The organism is Romboutsia timonensis, from assembly GCF_900106845.1.
GTDB classification, from domain to species: domain Bacteria; phylum Bacillota; class Clostridia; order Peptostreptococcales; family Peptostreptococcaceae; genus Romboutsia; species Romboutsia timonensis.
Window position 1 is genome coordinate 295,604 of record NZ_LT629849.1, and the last position, 20,004, is coordinate 315,607.

Genomic DNA, 20,004 nt, shown 5'->3' on the forward strand with positions numbered 1-20,004 from the left:
AGATTAAAAATTATTAAAATATTATATCATAAAATTTAGAAATATATTATAAATAAGAGTAATATTGGACAATATAAAGATTAGATAGATAAACTTTAGTAAAAAAGTTATTGCAAAAATAGGGTACTAAATATACAATAATAGTATAAATGATATGGCGACATAGCCAAGTGGTAAGGCAGTGGACTGCAACTCCTTGATCTCCAGTTCGAATCTGGATGTCGCCTCCAGTAAAGTAGCTTTAATCTTAGGATTAAAGCTTTTTTATATTGTAATAAAATTATATAAAAGGAGATTATATGAAAATCTTAATAGATGCAGATGGTTGCCCAGTAGTAGATATAACAGTTAATTTAGGTCGTAAATATAATATTAATACTATAATAATGTGTGATACATCTCATATAATTAATAAAGTAGGTGTAGATACAGTAGTATTATCAAAAGGCTCTGATTCGGTTGATTTTGCATTAGTTAATAAAGTTAGTAAAGGTGATATCGTTGTAACTCAGGACTATGGACTTGCAGCGATGGTTTTATCTAAAGGTGGCTATCCAATAAATCAAAATGGCATGATATATTCTAATGAAGATATAGACCAATTATTATTTACAAGACACTTGTCTAAAAAAATAAGAAATTCTGGGCAAAGAACAAAAGGTCCGAAAAAAAGAACTAAAGATGATGATATTAAATTTGAAAAGAATCTTATATCTCTAATTGAGAAGCTAATATATTAAAATAGATAGACTAAATTAAAGTACTGTATAATTTAAAATTTAATATAGATTATATTGAAGGTATAAAACATAATAGATAGAAAAGAGGAAGTGAGATTATGTCAAATTCGACTACAGACTTAGGGAAAGAAAGTATAGGAAGGCTTCTACTAAAGTTAGCAACACCGTCAATAATAGCTCAATTAGTAAATGTTTTATATAATATAGTTGATAGAATATTTATAGGACGAATGCAAAATGGTGATGTTGCAATGGCAGGGATTGGAGTAGCATTTCCAATAGTACTACTAGTGTCTGCATTTGCTGCATTTGTTGGAATGGGGGGAGCTCCACTTGCAGCAATAAAGATGGGAGAAAAAGATAATAATGAAGCAGAAAAAATAATGACTAATAGTTTCTCTGTATTATTGATTATAGCAGGTATATTAACTGTTATATTTATGATTTTTAAGGAACCTATATTATGGAAGTTTGGAGCTAGTGAAAGTACTATAAAATATGCTACGGATTATTTAGGTATATATCTTATAGGAACTGTATTTGTGCAAATAGCACTAGGAATGAATCCATTTGTAAATACACAAGGATTTGCAAAAATAGGAATGATGACTGTTACTATAGGAGCAATAATAAATATAATTCTTGATCCTATACTTATATTTGGACTTAATATGGGAGTTAAAGGTGCTGCTGTTGCAACTATAGTAGCTCAAGCTGTATCAGCCATATGGGTATTAAGATTTTTAACAGGTAAAAAAACAATACTTAAGCTAAGAAAAAAATATTTGAAAATAGATATAAAAACTATGAAACCAGTTTTTGCATTAGGAATAGCTCCTTTTATAATGCAAAGTACTGAAAGTTTAGTTTTAGTTTCCTTAAATAGTCAACTACAAAAATATGGTGGAGATTTAGCTGTAGGAGCTATGACTATAATGAGTAGTATAATGCAAATAATATTACTTCCAGCTAATGGATTAACTCAAGGTGCACAGCCAATAATTAGTTATAATTATGGGGCAAAAAATATAGATAGAGTAAAAAAGACATTTAAATATACAGTACTTGCAACTTTATCATATACATTTTTTATGTGTTTAATATTGATGATAGCACCTGAAATGGTAGTAAAGATATTTAATAATGATCCATCATTACTAGAAATAACGTCATGGTCAATAAAAATTTATTTTGCAGGAATTTTTATTTTTGGAATACAAGCGGCATGTCAAAGTACCTTCTTGGCACTAGGTCAAGCAAAAATATCTTTATTTTTAGCATTACTTAGAAAAATAATATTATTAGTACCACTAATATTTATATTACCTATTATAATGGAAGAGAAATTATTTGCAGTACTTTTAGCTGAACCAGTTGCAGATGTTACAGCAGTATTAATTACGTCTATATGCTTTACAGTATTTTATAAGAAAACACTAAATGTAATGGATAAAAATGAAAATAAATTTTTTGAAAATGAAAAACCAAGTATAAATTAGGTTAATGAAAAAACTCTTATGGATATATAATATACATAAGAGTTTTTTACGTATAAGGAGATTAGGATGTGTTTTTATAAGACATAGCTGAAAATCAGTGAATTTTTATAAGGAGAAGGAAATGAAATATAAAAATATTGTTAAAGGAAAATTTTTAGAAAGACCAAATAGATTTATATCTTATTGCGAAATAGATAATAATATAGAAAAAGTACATGTTAAAAACACTGGAAAATGTAAAGAGTTATTAATACCTAATTGCGTAGTGTATCTAGAAGAAAGTGATAATCCAAATAGAAAGACAAAGTACTCTTTAATATCTGTTCAAAAGAATGACAGATTGATTAATATGGATTCGCAAGTACCAAATAAAGTTGTATATGAAGGGTTAATAAATAATAAGATAGTATTGCCAGGACTTGATGAGGAAATTATACATATAAAACCAGAAAAAACATATGAAAATTCTAGATTTGATATATACCTAGAAACGGAGAATAAGAAAGTTTTTATAGAAGTAAAGGGTGTTACTCTAGAAGAAAATGATATAGTTATGTTTCCTGATGCAAAAACTGAAAGAGGCGTAAAACATATTAATGAGTTAATTAAAGCCTCAAAAGATGGATATTTATCATATATAATTTTTGTAGTGCAAATGAGTGATGTTAAATACTTTACACCTAATGATAAAATGCACAAAGAGTTAGGGGATGCACTTAGAAATGCTAAAAGTAATGGTGTTAACATATTAGCATATGATTGTATTGTAACTAGTGATACTATAGAGATTAAAGATGAAGTTAAAGTGATATTATAATTGAAAATATTTTGATAAAGGTTAAAAAATATAAAATAATAATGGTATAATATTCATAAAAGAATTAATAAGAAAGGACTAATAAATTATGACGAATAATTTAACTATGCAAGAATTATTAGAACAGCAAGAACAAGAATTTAATCAAGTTAAAGCTGGTCAAACTATAACAGGTAAAATATCTAAAATAACTAACGATGAAGTAGTTGTAGAATTAAACTACGGATTTGATGGAGTAATAAAAAATGAAGAATTAAACTTACCTAAAGGAAAATATGCTAGTGATGTATATAAAGTAGGGGATGAAATAACTGCTGTTATAACTAGAGTTTACCAAAAAGATGGAATAATAAACTTATCAAAATTACAATTAGATGAAAAAGCTGATTACTCAGATTTAGAAAAAGTTTTTAATGAGCATAGAATATTAACTGTTCAAGTAGAAAAAGCTATAGAAAGAGGAGTTTTTGCTAAGCACAACACACAAACTTTATTCATACCTATATCTCAATTAGATACTAAATTTGTTGAGAAGACAGATGATTACGTAGGTAAAAATTTAGAAGTATACATAAAAGAATTAGATGCAAAGAAAAATAGAATAGTTGCAACACATAGAGAAGTATTACAAGAACGTTTAGATAAAGAAAGAGAAGAAAGAAGAGCTAGAATAAAAGCTGAAAAAGAGGCTGAAAGAGCTAGAATAAAAGCTGAAAAGGAAGCTCATATAGCAAAGGTAAAGGCAGAAAAAGAAGAATTATTTAATTCTTTAGAAGTTGGTCAAAAAAGAGAAGGTAAGGTTACAAAATTAATGCCTTATGGAGCTTTTGTTGATATCGGAGGTATAGAAGGATTACTTCACTTAAATAACTTATCTTGGGAAAAAGTTGAATCTGTAGAAGATATGTTATCAGAAGGACAAGAAGTTCAAGTTTATGTACTTGATATAGATAAAGAAAATAAAAAGTTTGCATTGGCTTTAAAAGATATAAACAATGATCCTTGGGAACTAATAAAGCAAGATGTTCAGTTAGACGATATAGTAAGTGGAGAAGTTGTTAGAATAATAGAAAAAGGTGCAATAGTTAAAATAAGAGAAGGTGTAGATGCATTCTTACCTATATCTGAATTAAGTGAAGAAAGAGTTATAAAAGTTAGCAGTGTAGTTAATATAGGTGACACAGTTAATGCAATGGTAATAGAGTTTAAGCCTAAGAATAGAAGAATGGTTTTATCTATAAAAGAAGCTAATAGAGAGCCTGAAGAAGATTATTCTGAATACTTAGAAACAGAAGATTCTTTAGGTAGTTTAGGAGAATTATTTAAAGATAAGTTTAAAAATTTACAAAAATAATATAATAAGTACAAGGTATGTTTAATATGTATCTTGTACTTAATTTATAGAGAAAGGACAGTTATATGAAAGCTTTAATTGATTTACACACGCATACACTTGTTAGTGGGCATGCATATAGCACTATTAAAGAGAATGTAGAAGCTGCAAAGTTAGCGGGTCTTAAATATATAGGTTTATCTGAACATGCTCCTAATATGCCAGCATCTCCTCATGCTTATTATTTTCAAAATGTTCATGTTATACCTAAGGAAATTGACGGAGTAAGAGTTATTCAAGGAATTGAAGCAAATATATTAGATTATGATGGCAATATAGATGTAACGCCTGATATGGTAGTTCATATGAATTATATGTTAGTTAGTTTACATCCACCTTGTATTACAGCAGGAACTAAAGAAGAAAATACAAATGCTGTAATCAAGGCTATGGACCATGAAAAAGTTAAAATAGTAGCTCATTTAGATGATAGTAGATACCCAGTGGACTATGAAAAGGTAGTAAAAGCAGCTAAAGAAAAAAATATTGCTTTTGAAGTTAATAATTCATCTTTAAAGCCAAATACTTTTAGAGAAGGTGCTTGGGATAATGTTAAAGTACTACTTAAATATTGTAAAGAGTATGGGGTTAATATAATAATGGGTAGTGATGCACATATATGTTATGATGTAGGTAACTTTGAATATGCAGAAAAAATAATAGAAGATAATGGTTTTCCTAAGGAATTAGTTATAAATTATGATGAAAATAAAATATTAGAATTTTTAAATATAAAATAAAAAATAATTTATATCTGCTGATAAAAAATCTCCATTATTACAGTGATTAAAAGATAATCAAATGTAATGATGGAGGTTTTTTATAATTATATTAACAAAATAATATAATATATTTTAAGATAAGTAAATTTTGTTATATTAAAGTATTTAACCAAAATGATTGATATAGAGAGATTTATTTCTGTTAATAATGTAGAAGAAGCAAGAGGTTTAAAATTTAGATATAGGTTTATATAAAAATTCTATTAGTTTATGTGAAGTGAAATTTTCTAATTATTGCTATAATATTTATTAAATTACCATTAAAAGAATTGACTTTTAATGATATAATTATAGTTTATAAGACAAAATAATGGATATATACAATAAAAGTATAAAATAAGCAGGTGATATAATGGAAAATAAATTTTTACCAATATGCAAGCAAGATATGATAGATAGAGGATGGGAGCAACTTGATTTTGTACTAGTTACAGGAGATGCATATGTTGACCATCACAGTTTTGGAACTGCAATAATATCTAGAGTATTAGAAAATGCTGGATATAAAGTAGGTATAATAGCGCAACCTGATTGGAAAACTACAGACGATTTTATGAAGTTAGGAAGACCAAGACTTGGATTCTTAGTAAACTCAGGAAATATGGACTCTATGGTAAACCATTACTCAGTAAGTAAAAAACATAGAGATAAAGATATGTATTCGCCAGGCGGAAAAATGGGATGTAGACCGGATAGAGCTGTTATAGTTTACTGTAATAAAATAAGAGAAGCCTATAAAGATGCAAATATAGTAATAGGTGGTATTGAAGCTAGTTTAAGAAGATTTGCTCATTATGATTATTGGAGCGATAGAGTTAGAAAATCTATATTAATAGATAGTGGAGCAGACTTACTAGTTTACGGAATGAGTGAAAAACAAATAGTAGAAGTTGCAAATGCATTAAATGATGGATTTGAACCTAAATATATAAGACATATAAATGGAACTTGCTACGTTGCTGATACTAAAGAAGAAATATATGATGATTATGTAGAAATACCATCATATAAAGAAATATGTGAAAGCAAAGAAGCTTATGCAAAAGCTTTTAAAATTCAATATGATGAACAAGATCCATATAGAGGAAAAGCTATAATACAAAAACATGGTGATAAGTATTTAGTTCAAAATAAACCAGAGACACCATTAAATAGAGAAGAGTTAGATGCTGTATATGCATTACCATATGCTAAGGATTATCATCCTATATATAAAGCTATGGGAGGAATACCTGCTATAGAAGAAGTTAAATTTGGTATAGTAAGTTCTAGAGGATGCTTTGGTAGTTGCTCATTCTGTGCAATAACATTCCATCAAGGTAGAGCTGTACAAAGTAGAAGTCATGAATCTATACTAGAAGAAGCTAAATATATAACAGAACTTCCAGACTTTAAAGGATATATACATGATGTTGGAGGCCCTACTGCAAACTTTAGACATGAAGCATGTAAAAAACAAATAACTAAAGGTGCATGTAAACATAGACAATGTCTTCATCCGGAACCATGTAAAAACTTAAATGTTGATCATACTGACTTTGTACAGCTTCTTAGAAAAGTAAGAAGTTTACCTAAAGTTAAGAAAGTATTTGTGCGTTCAGGAATAAGATATGACTATGTTATGGCAGATAAAGACAATAAGTTCATGAGAGAATTAATTGAACACCATGTTAGTGGTCAGCTAAAAGTTGCACCAGAACATATTGCAGAAGAAGTTTTACAATATATGCAAAAACCAGCAGGAAACACATATGATAGATTCAGACAAAAGTTCTTTGATATTACTGAAAAAGTAGGTAAAAAGCAATATATTATACCTTACTTAATGTCTTCTCATCCAGGTTCTACACTTAACAGTGCAATAGAACTTGCTGAATATTTAAGAGATATAAAATATCAACCAGAACAAGTTCAAGATTTTTATCCAACACCAGGTACACTATCTACTACAATGTTCTATACAGGGCTTGATCCATTAACTATGAAGCCTGTATACGTGCCAAAATCAAAACATGAAAAGGCAATGCAAAGAGCATTATTACAGTATAGTGCTCCGAGAAACTATGAATTAGTTCATCAAGCATTAGTTGAAGCAGGTAGAGAAGATTTAATAGGTATGGCTCCAAGATGTTTAATAAAGCCAAGAGAAGCAAGAGGTTATTTAAACAGAGCTAATTCGAATAAAAAAGGAAATAAAAAGACTGATAATAAAAACCATAAACAAAGAAACAACTCAAAAGGTGGTTCTTCAAAAGGTAAAAATACTAATGAAAGAAACTCTAAAAATACGAGTAAACCGAAAAGAAAAAGAAGATAATATAAATAATAAAAGGATATGAGTAAACCTCATATCCTTTTATTGTATAGCTTGCTTTTATTGACAATTTTCGCGTTTCACAGTATACTAAAATTTGTGTTAAATTTAAAAAAATGTAGAAATATACATCTAAAATAGAGAGGTATAAGAATGAAAAATAAAAACAAATTTTCAATAAGAACTATAGTTGCAATCGGAATTGGAGCAGCTGTATTCATGATACTAGGAAGATTTGGATCTATACCGAGTGGGATACCTAATACTAATATAGAAACATCGTATGCGTATTTAGCATTAATGGCAATATTATATGGTCCTGCAGCAGGATTTTTGATAGGACTTATAGGACATGGACTTAAGGATTTAGTATTTTATGGAATGCCATGGTTCAGTTGGGTAATATCATCAGCAATAGTAGGTCTTATTATCGGATTAGTATGGAAAAAAGTAAGAGTAAATGATGGAGACTTCGGAATTAAACAGGCAATTTTATTTAATATCACTCAAATTATAGCAAATGTAGTTGCTTGGTTTATTGTAGCACCTACTTTAGATATAGTAATATATATGGATCCTGCTAAAAAGGTTTATCTTCAAGGTGCTATAGGCGGTATTTCTAATATGATTACAATAGGAATATTAGGTACTTTATTATTATCAACTTACTCTAAAACTAAGATAAAAACGGGTAGCTTAAGAGTAGAAGAATAGGAAGAAAGGAGAAATCATGAAAAAAAAGATTATAGAATTTAAAGATTTTAGCTTTCAATATAGAGTACAAGCTGAGCCTACAGTAAAGAATATAAACTTAAGTATATATGAAGGTGAAAAAGTGCTTATAGTAGGTCCGTCTGGATCAGGAAAAAGTACTTTAGCTCATTGTATAAATGGACTTGTACCATTTTTCTATGATGGAATTGTAACGGGGCAGTTAAATATAAATGGTAATGATGCTACAAAAATGAACATATTTGAATTATCTAAGATAGTGGGAACAGTTCTTCAAGATCCAGATAGCCAATTTATAGGTCTTACAGTTGGAGAAGATATAGCATTTAAATTAGAAAACTACTGCATAAGTCAAGATGAAATGATAGATAGAGTAGATAAGTCAGCAGAATTGGTGGATATAAAGAAGGAATTATATTCATCACCATATAAATTATCTGGTGGACAAAAACAAAGAGTAACTTTAGCAGGGGTTACTGTAGACAATGTAAAGATACTTTTATTTGATGAACCTTTAGCTAGTTTAGATCCAGCTACAGGTGAAAGTGCTATAGAGTTAATAGACAAGATGCAAAAGCAAAATAACAAAACGGCAATCATTATAGAACATAGATTAGAAGATGTACTACATTGTGATGTAGATAGAGTAATAGTAATGGATAAAGGAGAAATAATAGCTGATACTACTATAGATGAAATAATACGTAAGGACATTTTAAGAAAAGTGGGTATTAGAGAGCCTTTATATTTAACAGCTTTAAGATATGCTGATTGTGAAATAAATGATACATTAAAATTAAAGAATATAGAAACTCTAGAACTTGGGGAGTATAAAGAAAAATTAAAAGACTGGTATGAAAATATAGAAGTCTATGAAAGTGATAAAAATCAAAATCCAATATTAGAATTAGATAATATTAACTTTTCATATAATAACGAAAAGCAAATATTAAAAAATGTATCCTTCAAAATAAATAAAGGGGATATGGCAGCTATAGTAGGAAGAAATGGTGCGGGAAAATCTACTATATCTAAGTTAGTTTGTGGATTTTATAAACCTACTAGTGGAAGAATATTATTTGATGGAAAAGATATGGTAGATTATACTATAAAAGAGCGTTCAGAAAAAATTGGATTTGTTATGCAAAATCCTAACCAAATGATATCTAAAACTATGGTATATGATGAAGTTGCATTTGGTCTTAAGATAAGAGGTTTATCTGATTCTGAAATAAAAGAAAGAGTATATGAAACATTAAGAATATGTGGCTTATACGGATATAGAAATTGGCCGATATCAGCACTTAGTTTTGGTCAAAAGAAAAGAGTAACAATAGCTTCTATATTAGTTTTAAATCCGGATATGATAATACTTGATGAGCCTACAGCAGGACAAGATTTTAAGCATTATACTGAAATAATGGAGTTTTTAGTAGATTTAAACAAAAAAGGTGTGACTATATTAATGGTTACTCATGATATGCATTTAATGCTAGAATATACAAATAAGGTTATAGTTTTATCTGAAGGAGAAAAAATAGCTGATAATATTCCAGCGTATATACTAACGAATAAAGAGATTATAGAAAAAGCTAATTTAAAAGAAACTTCACTTCATCAATTAGCTTTAAAATGTGGTATAGAAGATACAACTAAGTTTGTAAATAAATTTATAGATTATGATAGGAGAGTGAGATAAATATGAATACAGAAATGTTGTCATATATAAAGAAAGACTCGCCTATTCACAAGTTAACAGGTGCTACAAAGTTAATATGTTTTTTACTTTGGACAATAGCAGCTATGATAACATATGATACAAGAGTTTTAATAGGATTATTTATAGCAGGAATAATAGTCTTTAAAATATCTAAAATAAAGTTTGAAGATGTATCTTTTATACTTTATTTTATATTATTTTTCTTATTATTAAATGCATTATTGATATTTGTGTTCTCACCATATCAAGGAGTAGAGATATACGGGAGTAGAACAGACTTATTCCATTTGATAGGTCCTTACACAGTTACAAAAGAGCAATTATTTTATGAACTAAATGTAATATTAAAATACTTTGCAACAATACCGATGGCCCTTTTATTTATACTTACAACAGACCCTAGTGAATTTGCAGCATCTTTAAATAAGATAGGTGTAAGTTATAAAGTAGCATATACAGTATCAATTGCACTTAGATATATACCAGATGTTCAAAGAGATTATAAAGATATATCATTTGCTCAACAAGCAAGAGGTATAGATTTATCAAGTAAAGAAAAATTATCAAAGAGAATAAAAAATTCTGCTGCAATACTTATGCCGCTAATATTTTCTAGTTTAGAAAGAATAGATAAAATTAGCTTAGCAATGGAGCTTAGAGCTTTTGGAAACAATAAACAGCGTACTTGGTATAATAGTAGAAAATTTGGAAAAATAGATTATATATCTATAGTTATACTGCTAATGATAGTAGCTATATCTATAGCAATGGTTAAAGTAAATGGATCAAGATTTTATAATCCATTTATATAGATAATAAAAGAATGAGGTTTAATGCCTCATTCTTTTTTACGTATAAGGAAATGATATCATAAGTATATTTGAGGATAATCTATGAATATAAGTAATATCAATAACTTTATAAACGTAAAAAATGACATTTTGAAATGCTTCGCCCACGCAGTGGCTCAAGCAACGGATGTATCCGTAGCGGTAGCAAGGATATATCGTTGGCGAAATGAGCGAAGCGAATTTTTTATTTATATATTTTAAGGAGATATATTAATAGATTATACAATTATAGAAAATACTATAGTAGTATCACTTGAATATAAATATTATGAATTAATAAAATTTTATGATGAATATAAAAAATATATTTTCGGATTTTAAGGAAAGGAATAAGACAAAGTGTTAATATAATTATAAGGAGATAGATTTAAAATATAATAATAGAAAAATGATTTAACTCTAATACTGTGAAAATAAGTAAATGAAGTACAATTTAAGAGAAAAAAGAAATTTATATAGGTATAAAATATATAAATTTAGATTTTTAATTTTCTATATAGATAGACATAGATAAAATAAAAATACTATGAAAAGGAGTACATATATTATGATAAAACAAAGAATAGAGAATATAAGAGATTTAATGAAAGAAAAAAATATATATGCATATATAGTTCCATCATCAGATTATCATCAAAGTGAATATGTAGGTGATTATTTTAAGTCTAGAGAATTTATGTCAGGTTTTACAGGGTCATCAGGGACTTTAATAATATCTATGGACGAAGCTGGGCTTTGGACTGATGGAAGATATTTTATACAAGCAGAGAATGAGTTAAAAGATAGTGGTATAAAGCTATTTAAAATGGGAGAAGAGGGCGTACCTACTATAGAAGAATATTTATTAGAAAAATTACCTAAAAACTCTACTCTTGGATTTGATGGAAGAGTAATGTCTGTAAAAGAAGGAGAAAGCCTTGCAAATAAATTAGCCTTCAAAGGTATAAATATAGAATATAAATATGACCTAGTTAATGATATATGGGAAGATAGATGCTCGCTACCTACAGAAAAAGCATTTTTATTAGGTACTGAGTATAGCGGTGAAAGTTTTAGTGATAAGTTATCTAGAATAAGAGCGGTAATGAAAGAGAAAAAAGCTACTACTCATATTTTAGCATCTTTAGATGATATAGCTTGGTTATTTAATATAAGAGGTAGAGATGTAAAATCAAATCCTGTAGTATTATCATATGCAGTTATAAGTATTGATAGTGTTTATTTATTTATTGATAAAAATAAGATAGGTAAAGATATTAGAGCAGAATTAAGTAAAGAAAATGTTCAGATAAAAGGATATGAAGAAGTATATGAGTTTATAAAGAATATAGATGAGAATGAAGTTGTTTTAATAGATACATCAAAAGTAAATTATGCAATATACAATAATATACCATCTAATGTTCAAAAAATAGAAGAAAGAAATCCATCTATATTATTTAAATCAATAAAAAATGAAATAGAATTAAAAAATATAAGAAATAGTCATATAAAAGATGGAGTAGCATTTACTAAGTTTATGTATTGGTTAAAAAATAATATAGGAAAAATAGAAATAACAGAAATTAGTGCAACACAAAAATTAGAAGAGTTTAGAAGAGAACAAGATAAATTTATAGAGCCAAGTTTTTCAACTATAGCAGCGTATAAAGATCATGCAGCTATGATGCATTATAGTGCTACAGAAGAAAGTAATTATAAATTAGAACCAAGAGATTTATTCTTAGTAGATTCAGGAGGGCAATATTTTGATGGAACAACTGATATAACAAGGACTATAGCATTAGGACCTATACCTGAAAATGTTAGAAAAGACTTTACAAATGTTGTGAGAGGTATGATTAGACTTTCAAAAGCTAAATTCTTATATGGATGTAGAGGTTATAATTTAGATATTCTTGCTAGAGGGCCATTATGGGAAGAAGGAATAGATTATAAATGTGGTACAGGTCACGGAATTGGATTTGTGTTAAATGTACATGAAGGTCCTAATGGATTTAGATGGAAGGTAAGAGAAGATATAGATGATACATGTATATTAGAGGAAGGTATGGTTACAACTAATGAGCCAGGAGTATATGTAGAAAATTCTCATGGAATTAGAATAGAAAATGAAATAGTAGTTAGAAAAGCAGAAAAAAATGAATATGGTCAATTTATGGATTTTGAAGTAATTACATTTGCACCGATTGATTTAGATGCTATAGATGAAAGTCTTATATTAAAAGATGAAAAAGTTTATTTAAATAATTACCATAAACAAGTATATGATAAGATTTCACTATACCTAAATGAAGAAGAGAAGCAGTGGTTAAAGACTTATACAAGAGAGATATAAAAATACTTTATATGAAACTAAGTATTTTATAATGATTTAAATTATAGCTATTTATAAAAAGTCCTTATTTAAAAATTCAAATAGAGGACTTTTTATATTTAAAATAGAACGGATTATAAATAAGATTAATAATTAAGATGATAGTAAGAGGGTTAGAGTATGTCAAAAGTAAAGACTAATGCAATGAGAATATTAGATTCTAATAAAATAGAATATAAGATATTATCTTATGAAACAAAAAAAGGTGAACATATTGATGGTGTAGAAGTTGCACATCAAATAGGAAGAGATGTGAGTGAAGTATATAAAACTTTAGTAGCTCAAGGTTCTAGTAAAAATATTTATGTTTATGTTATACCTGTAAATGAAAATCTAGATTTAAAAAAAGCTGCTAAATTAGCTAATGAGAAAAATGTAGCAATGATTAATGTGAATGATATAAATAAATTTACTGGATACATAAGAGGTGGATGTTCCCCTATAGGCATGAAAAAACTATACAAGACATTTATAAATGAAAGTGCAAAAGGTCTTAGTACTATTATAGTTAGTGCAGGGAAGATTGGATATCAAGTTGAGTTAGCACCTACTGATTTACAGGAGCTAATAAATTGTGAATTTAAAGATATAGTTAAATAAAAGTTAAAAGAGTTGTTTAGCTAAAAATAAATGCACATTATTTAAAATAAAGTTTATTTTAGAAGCATATAGATTTATAGAAATAAATTCTGTAATAAAATCATATAATTAAGAATTTTATAAAAATGTGTATAATATTTCTGATAAAGGTAAATAATAACATTAGAAATGTTTTACTCCCACAAACATTATATATTTCTTATCAACTTAAAATACATACTAAATAAGTACGTGTTTTAAAATATAAAAAACTCTAGTGATTGCTAGAGTTTTTTATATTTTATTTAACTTTTTATGCTTTTTAATTTTTTTATTTTATTTAAAGTATGATTTCTATAAAGTGTAGATATAAATATTACACCTAAGGCTAGCGCGCAAGCATTAGATATAGTAGTAAAACCATAAGCTAAAGCCTGTATATAATCTTTTTTTAAGAAAGAATATAAAGTATTATAAACTCCATAACCAGGAACTAAAGGTATTAAACAGCAAACACTTAATATTGTAGAAGGTGTTTTATATAAACGAGCACAAGTCTCACAATATATACTAAAGCCGATAGATGCTATAAAAAGAGATGAAGTTTCTGCAATACCAATTTGCATACAGAATTTATATAAAAACCATCCAATAGCTCCACCGCCACCAGCAATTATTAAGTATTTTCCTTTTATGTTAAATAATATTCCAAAAGAATATGCAACAAAAAATGCTGCAATTACTTCAATTATCATATTAAAAACCTCCTAATCTTAAATAAATATGGAGGATAGAACCAGTTCCAATAGCTGCGGATAGACCTACAAAAAATGCTTCAGCAGCTCTAGTGAGACCAGACACTAGTTGACCCTCTAATAAATCTCTAATAGAATTTGTAAGTGCAAGGCCTGGAACTAATAGCATTATACTTCCAGCTATTAACTTATCTAAATCTTTGATTATCCCAAAATGCAGACATACTATGGAAGAAATAGCTACAAGGCCACCACAAATTATGTTTATAAAAAAATCATTTAAGTTAGATTTTTCTAGGTTTGTAGATACTAATTTAGTTAAAACTCCTATGAAAAATGCGCATAAAAACTCTCTAATCCCACCATTAAATAGTATCGTAAATGTGGAAGTAGAAACTCCAGCGAAAAATAAATTTTTGATTAAAGAGTAAGAATTAGATCTGCAAATATCTTTTAATTTCTCTTCGCAAACATCAATACTAGGTCTATGTTGATATATTTCTCTAGATAAAGAATTTATATTATGTACCATATTTAAGTCTATTCCCCTAGAATTTATTCTTTTTACGATAGAATGAATTTCTCCATTAAATGATATAGAAATCATAACCGCAGTTGGGGAAGCAAATACCTCAACTTCATCAACATCAAAAGATTGGCATATTCTAGATACAGTTTCTTCAACTCGATAAGTTTCTCCACCGCTTTGTAACATTAACTTTCCGGCATCTGAAGAAAACTTAAGTAATTTATTAATATTCATAAAAAACCTCCATTTAAATGATAGCAATGGTATTATAACATTATATGTAACTTTAATATACTAGTTTCTAAAAGATTAAAAAATTAATTTATTTAAATGTATAATAGCTAAAATAATATTAATGGTATATAATTTAAATCAATAATGCAAAAAAGGAGAGATTATATGATATTTGATGCTCATTGTGATATATGGACTCATGTAGCTAGAAAAAGGCTAGAGGGAGAACGAGATATTATGAGGAATTATCACTTAAATAAATTTAAAGAGTCAGATATAAATGGAGGTATATTTGTTGTTTGGGTAGATCCACCTTATGATAAAAATCCTAAATATAGAACTACACAAATATTAAGTAAAATAAAAGAAGAAATAAAGGATTGCGATGATATAGTGCATATAGTTAAGAAAAGTGAAGATTTTGATATAGCTAAGAAAAGTAATAAAATAGCTATATTAATAGGTATGGAAGGTTTACAGGCGATAGATGATAATATAGATGATGTAGAAAAATTATATTCGTTTGGTGTTAGACATGCAAGTCTTACTTGGAATGAGGAAAATAAATTAGCAACAGGAGCAAAGGGAAATACTGATAGAGGTTTAACTGAAGATGGAGCTAAGCTTATAAAAAAAATGGAAGAACTAGGTATGATATTGGATGTATCTCATACTAATGAAAAAACTTTTTGGGATATATGTAAAGTAGCAACAAAACCATTTATAGCATCACACTCAAATTGTAGAAGTCTTTGTGATGTTCCTAGAAATCTTACAGATGATCAGTTAAGGGAAATTGCTATACGAAATGGTGTAGTAGGAGTAAATTCATATGAAGAGTTTGTAAGCTCAGATTTAGAAAAACGAACAGTAGAACATTTAGTAGATCATATAGATCATATGGTAGAGGTAATGGGGATTGATCATATAGGCTTAGGATTTGACTTTGCTGAATACTTAAATGCAGATACATTAAAGCATTATGCAAGTACCTATACGTATGGAGTTAGAGGTCTTGAAGATACTACAAAAGCTAAAAATATAATAAGCGTATTGGAAAAGAGAGGTTATTCTAAAGAAGATATAGAGAAAATATGTTACAAGAATTTCTATAGAGTTATAAAAGAGATAATAAAATAAATGAAAAAATCACTTAATATACCTTATTAGGTGATTTTTTTATTTAACTTATTTATATTGTTAAGAAAAAGAAGATTATAAGAAATATAGTTATTTCTTGGGAAATGAAAATGTAAAATGTCGAGGGATATATTATTAGAATATATTATGAAGAGTAGTTTTTATTTTATGTAAATAGGAAAATTAATACAAAATGAATTGAAACTAATAAGTGAATAATAGACTTGAAAGATGTAAAAATTAAGCAAGAATAAAATGTGAGATGGATTGTACAACAGCTAATGATTCATAGTGCTTTATCTAAATGCAAAAATTAGACTATTATAGGAAAGGAGTTTGTTATGGATAATAAAAATAGAAAAGAAATGATTGAAAAAGTAAAGCTATTAAGTCCATTTGAAATAAAAGACGAATTAATACATATAGCAAAAAAATCACAAGAGAAAAGTACAGATCAAATGCTTAATGCAGGTAGAGGAAATCCTAACTGGACAGCGGCAACTCCAAGAAGAGCATTTTTTACATTAGGTCAATTTGCTGTAGATGAAACACAAAGAGTTTGGTGTGATGGGGATTTAGCAGGAATGCCATTTAAAAAAGGTATATATGATAGATTTAAAGAATACTGTAAAAATAATAAAGATGCTGGTGGTATTGATCTACTAGAAGAAGTAATAGAATACGGCATAAGAGAACATGGATTTGAGCCAGATGACTGGGTATTTGAATTAGTTGATGCAATAATAGGAGATAACTATCCAGTACCAGATAGAATGTTAGTCCATATAGAGAAAATAGTAAGAGAATATTTAATAAAAGAAATGGGTGGAGACCCTGAAACAGACACTCATGATATATTTGCAGTAGAAGGTGGTACTGCAGCTATGTGTTATATATTTGATTCTATGAAAGCTAATGGTTTAATGAATGAAGGTGATAAGATAGCGCTTATGGTACCTATATTTACACCGTACTTAGATATACCAAAGCTTCCTAGATACAACTTTGATGTAACATATATATATGCATCAGAGATGAATGATAAAGGACGTCATACATGGCAATATCCTAAAGAAGAACTTGATAAATTAAAGGATCAAAGTATAAAATGTCTTTGTGTAGTTAATCCAAGTAACCCACCATCAGTAGCTATAAATGAAGAAGGAATGTATTATTTAAAACAAATAGTTAAAGAGCATAATCCTGATTTAATGATAGTAACTGATGATGTTTATGGGACTTTTTGCGATAAGTTTAAATCTTTAATGGTTACAATGCCATACAATACATTAGGCGTATACTCATATTCTAAATATTTTGGAGCTACAGGATGGAGACTTGGTGTAATAGCTTTAGCTAAAGATAATGTATATAATAAACGTATAGCAAATCACTCTTCTCAAGAAAAAGAAAGAATAAGAATAAGATATGCTTCATTAACTAATGAAGTAGAAAAACTTTCATTTATAGATAGAATAGTCGCAGATAGTAGGCAAGTTGCGTTAAATCATACAGCAGGATTATCAACACCGCAACAAGTTCAAATGGCTATATTCTCTATATTTGGTATGTTAAATCAAGGCTTAAGATATAAAGAGCAAACTAAAAAAATATGTAAGCAACGTAAAGAATTACTATATGAAAACTTAATAGGATTACCTCTTAAAAATGATTCATATAGCACTAATTACTATGATGAATATGACTTATTAGTATGGGCTAGAATGAAATATGGCGAAGAGTTTGCACAATATTTAAAAACAAAAAGAGATTCTATAGAATTTCTATTCGAGTTAGCAGAAAAACATAGAATAGTACTATTAAATGGTAGTGGGTTTGAAGGGCCATCTTGGTCTATACGCGTATCTCTTGCAAATTTATATGATGAGCAATATGTTGAAATTGGTAAAGGAATAAATGGATTATTTGATGAGTATGCAAAAGATTGGAAGAATTCTAAGAAATAAATAAAAATAAGGATTTCAAATAATGAAATCCTTATTTTTATTTATTTTAAATATGTTCCATTTTCATTTTGATATATTAAATCTTTTTTCATAAGAACTCCTAAAGCTCTTTTGAAATTTTTCTTACTAGTATTAAATACAGTAACTAACTCTTCAGGAGTAGATTTATCATTAAATCTCATATGTCCATCAGCACCTTCTAAATAGTTCATTATAGATTTCTCTAATATATCTAATTCTTCTTTTCTGCTTTGTCTAGGTGATAATCCAAGTTTATCATCTTCATAAATATTTATAACGTTTAAAGTTAATTTATCTCCTATATTTAATTCAGTGAAATATTCATTATGAAGTATAACACCAGCATATTTATTATCAACACATACCATAGCTGAGTTATTAGTTTGGAATCCATATACTATACCTTCTACACTATCACCAATATTATAGTTATGATCTGTAGTTAGATATTGATCTATATCAGTGGTAGCTGCAAGTCTTCCTGTTTTGTCTAAGTATATATGGAATAAATATCTATGTCCTTTTTCTAAATCGTAAGTCTTAGCTTTAAAAGGAACTAGGATATCTTTTTGTAATCCAATATCTATAAAGCTTCCTATTTTAGTATGAGCAACTACCTTTAAGTAAGCAACTTCATTTACTTTAGCTTTTGGAGGTATTAAAGTTGCAGCTTTTCTGCCTTCAGAGTCTATATATATAAATGCATTAACTGTATCTCCAACATTAACTTCATTTTTTCCGATTAATCTTTTATGAAGAAGTATATCGTCTTTTGAGTTATTAGTTTTTCCATCTAAAAAATAACCGAAATCAGTAGATCTTTTAACTTCAAGCTTATTAAAATCTCCTATTTTTATCAAATTTGTTCATCTCCTTATGCATTAGTATTTTGTGATTATAATTTATATATAATATCATAAAAAAAAGATATATTATAGGCTAAAACGTAATTTTAATATTAAGAAATAAAAATATTATTAATATTTGTTAGAATGATAAAAATAAACAATAACTATACTGAAATTTATACATGTTAATCACAGCTACTGGTGCTAGGAAATAAAGTAGCCATTAAATAAGATATGGAATTAGAAAATTACGATAACTTTATAAAATTGGTTATCATAAATAGAGAAATTTTAGTTATAGGGGGATTGTATATTGATATTAGATAAATAAGTAGCAAGTAAATTAAAAGAAGAAAATTATAAAATGGTATCATATAAAAAATTGTATCTAGTAAATCGGAAATTTTTTATTTAAATATATAAGTTTACCGTTATTCTATGAGTAAGTTAAGATATATTGTAAATTATATAAATAGGAATATTAAAAGTTAAGGTTTTGTTTAAAACTAAATATCAAATAATTAAATTTTATAAATTAAAAGATAAGTTAGCGATACTAAACTTTATAAATATTAATATAAACACAGATATAGATATTTATATTAAAAACATTGAAATTTAAGGATTATTTATACTGAAATAAAAAATAAAAATAATAAAAAAACTATTGAATAATATATTGATTTTTTATATAATAAGTTTTGTT

Annotated in this window: 16 protein-coding genes and 1 tRNA gene; 14 read left to right on the forward strand and 3 right to left on the reverse strand. The window is 27.5% G+C overall.

The features are described from left to right. Nucleotides 1-156: 156 nt before the first annotated feature. The 12 genes from BN7997_RS02540 (at nucleotide 157) to ybaK (ending at nucleotide 13,825) form a co-directional block, all read left to right on the forward strand. Nucleotides 157-230 (forward strand) — tRNA-Cys (locus BN7997_RS02540). A 69-nt stretch (nucleotides 231-299) separates the two neighbouring features. Then, nucleotides 300-740 (forward strand): YaiI/YqxD family protein, encoded by a 441-nt coding sequence (locus BN7997_RS02545; protein ID WP_071119313.1) that lies wholly within the window; start codon nucleotides 300-302, stop codon nucleotides 738-740. Between the two features lie 98 nt (nucleotides 741-838). Next, nucleotides 839-2,239, forward strand: a complete 1,401-nt coding sequence (locus tag BN7997_RS02550; protein ID WP_071119314.1) for an MATE family efflux transporter — start codon at nucleotides 839-841, stop codon at nucleotides 2,237-2,239. 121 nt (nucleotides 2,240-2,360) lie between these two features. Further along, nucleotides 2,361-3,056: a DNA/RNA nuclease SfsA gene (gene sfsA / locus BN7997_RS02555; RefSeq protein WP_071119315.1), complete on the forward strand. Its 696-nt coding sequence runs from the start codon at nucleotides 2,361-2,363 to the stop codon at nucleotides 3,054-3,056. Nucleotides 3,057-3,144: 88 nt separating this feature from the next. Next, on the forward strand, nucleotides 3,145-4,410 hold the full coding sequence (locus BN7997_RS02560; RefSeq protein ID WP_071119316.1) for a 30S ribosomal protein S1: 1,266 nt from the start codon (nucleotides 3,145-3,147) through the stop codon (nucleotides 4,408-4,410). Between the two features lie 65 nt (nucleotides 4,411-4,475). Then, on the forward strand, nucleotides 4,476-5,189 hold the full coding sequence (locus BN7997_RS02565) for a phosphatase (protein WP_071119317.1): 714 nt from the start codon (nucleotides 4,476-4,478) through the stop codon (nucleotides 5,187-5,189). A gap of 394 nt (nucleotides 5,190-5,583) precedes the next feature. Beyond that, entirely contained in the window at nucleotides 5,584-7,548 is a 1,965-nt protein-coding gene (locus tag BN7997_RS02570) for a YgiQ family radical SAM protein (RefSeq protein WP_143023149.1), read from the forward strand. A gap of 150 nt (nucleotides 7,549-7,698) precedes the next feature. Continuing rightward, nucleotides 7,699-8,259 carry an ECF-type riboflavin transporter substrate-binding protein gene (locus tag BN7997_RS02575; protein ID WP_071119319.1) on the forward strand — a complete coding sequence of 187 codons (561 nt, stop codon included), beginning with the start codon at nucleotides 7,699-7,701 and terminating at the stop codon, nucleotides 8,257-8,259. Between the two features lie 16 nt (nucleotides 8,260-8,275). After that, a complete protein-coding gene (locus tag BN7997_RS02580; RefSeq protein ID WP_071119320.1) occupies nucleotides 8,276-9,976 on the forward strand; it encodes an ABC transporter ATP-binding protein in 1,701 nt (566 codons plus the stop codon). 2 nt (nucleotides 9,977-9,978) lie between these two features. Continuing rightward, on the forward strand, nucleotides 9,979-10,809 hold the full coding sequence (locus BN7997_RS02585; RefSeq protein ID WP_071119321.1) for an energy-coupling factor transporter transmembrane component T family protein: 831 nt from the start codon (nucleotides 9,979-9,981) through the stop codon (nucleotides 10,807-10,809). A 583-nt stretch (nucleotides 10,810-11,392) separates the two neighbouring features. After that, nucleotides 11,393-13,186, forward strand: a complete 1,794-nt coding sequence (locus BN7997_RS02590) for an aminopeptidase P family protein (RefSeq protein WP_071119346.1) — start codon at nucleotides 11,393-11,395, stop codon at nucleotides 13,184-13,186. 159 nt (nucleotides 13,187-13,345) lie between these two features. After that, nucleotides 13,346-13,825: a Cys-tRNA(Pro) deacylase gene (ybaK, locus tag BN7997_RS02595; RefSeq protein WP_071119322.1), complete on the forward strand. Its 480-nt coding sequence runs from the start codon at nucleotides 13,346-13,348 to the stop codon at nucleotides 13,823-13,825. A gap of 284 nt (nucleotides 13,826-14,109) precedes the next feature. Here ybaK and BN7997_RS02600 read toward each other — a convergent pair whose 3' ends face one another. Further along, entirely contained in the window at nucleotides 14,110-14,559 is a 450-nt protein-coding gene (locus BN7997_RS02600; protein ID WP_071119323.1) for a threonine/serine exporter family protein, read from the reverse strand. Between the two features lies 1 nt (nucleotide 14,560). Beyond that, complete coding sequence (locus tag BN7997_RS02605) at nucleotides 14,561-15,322, reverse strand: threonine/serine exporter family protein (protein ID WP_071119324.1); 762 nt, start codon at nucleotides 15,320-15,322, stop codon at nucleotides 14,561-14,563. Between the two features lie 165 nt (nucleotides 15,323-15,487). On the opposite strand from BN7997_RS02605, the gene BN7997_RS02610 reads away from it, so the two are divergent. Beyond that, on the forward strand, nucleotides 15,488-16,462 hold the full coding sequence (locus BN7997_RS02610) for a dipeptidase (RefSeq protein ID WP_071119325.1): 975 nt from the start codon (nucleotides 15,488-15,490) through the stop codon (nucleotides 16,460-16,462). Nucleotides 16,463-16,803: 341 nt separating this feature from the next. Beyond that, nucleotides 16,804-18,429 (forward strand): aspartate 4-decarboxylase, encoded by a 1,626-nt coding sequence (gene aspD, locus BN7997_RS02615; protein ID WP_071119326.1) that lies wholly within the window; start codon nucleotides 16,804-16,806, stop codon nucleotides 18,427-18,429. A gap of 41 nt (nucleotides 18,430-18,470) precedes the next feature. On the opposite strand, the gene BN7997_RS02620 is transcribed toward aspD, so the two are convergent. Next, a complete protein-coding gene (locus tag BN7997_RS02620; protein WP_071119327.1) occupies nucleotides 18,471-19,310 on the reverse strand; it encodes a CvfB family protein in 840 nt (279 codons plus the stop codon). Between the last annotated feature and the right edge of the window lie 694 nt (nucleotides 19,311-20,004).

Coding starts and splice junctions, on each gene's coding strand:
- BN7997_RS02545 (WP_071119313.1), top strand. CDS start 300: ATGAAAATCTTAATAGATGCAGATGGTTGCCCAGTAGTAGATATAACA.
- BN7997_RS02550 (WP_071119314.1), top strand. CDS start 839: ATGTCAAATTCGACTACAGACTTAGGGAAAGAAAGTATAGGAAGGCTT.
- sfsA (WP_071119315.1), top strand. CDS start 2,361: ATGAAATATAAAAATATTGTTAAAGGAAAATTTTTAGAAAGACCAAAT.
- BN7997_RS02560 (WP_071119316.1), top strand. CDS start 3,145: ATGACGAATAATTTAACTATGCAAGAATTATTAGAACAGCAAGAACAA.
- BN7997_RS02565 (WP_071119317.1), top strand. CDS start 4,476: ATGAAAGCTTTAATTGATTTACACACGCATACACTTGTTAGTGGGCAT.
- BN7997_RS02570 (WP_143023149.1), top strand. CDS start 5,584: ATGGAAAATAAATTTTTACCAATATGCAAGCAAGATATGATAGATAGA.
- BN7997_RS02575 (WP_071119319.1), top strand. CDS start 7,699: ATGAAAAATAAAAACAAATTTTCAATAAGAACTATAGTTGCAATCGGA.
- BN7997_RS02580 (WP_071119320.1), top strand. CDS start 8,276: ATGAAAAAAAAGATTATAGAATTTAAAGATTTTAGCTTTCAATATAGA.
- BN7997_RS02585 (WP_071119321.1), top strand. CDS start 9,979: ATGAATACAGAAATGTTGTCATATATAAAGAAAGACTCGCCTATTCAC.
- ybaK (WP_071119322.1), top strand. CDS start 13,346: ATGTCAAAAGTAAAGACTAATGCAATGAGAATATTAGATTCTAATAAA.
- BN7997_RS02600 (WP_071119323.1), bottom strand. CDS start 14,559: ATGATAATTGAAGTAATTGCAGCATTTTTTGTTGCATATTCTTTTGGA.
- BN7997_RS02605 (WP_071119324.1), bottom strand. CDS start 15,322: ATGAATATTAATAAATTACTTAAGTTTTCTTCAGATGCCGGAAAGTTA.
- BN7997_RS02610 (WP_071119325.1), top strand. CDS start 15,488: ATGATATTTGATGCTCATTGTGATATATGGACTCATGTAGCTAGAAAA.
- aspD (WP_071119326.1), top strand. CDS start 16,804: ATGGATAATAAAAATAGAAAAGAAATGATTGAAAAAGTAAAGCTATTA.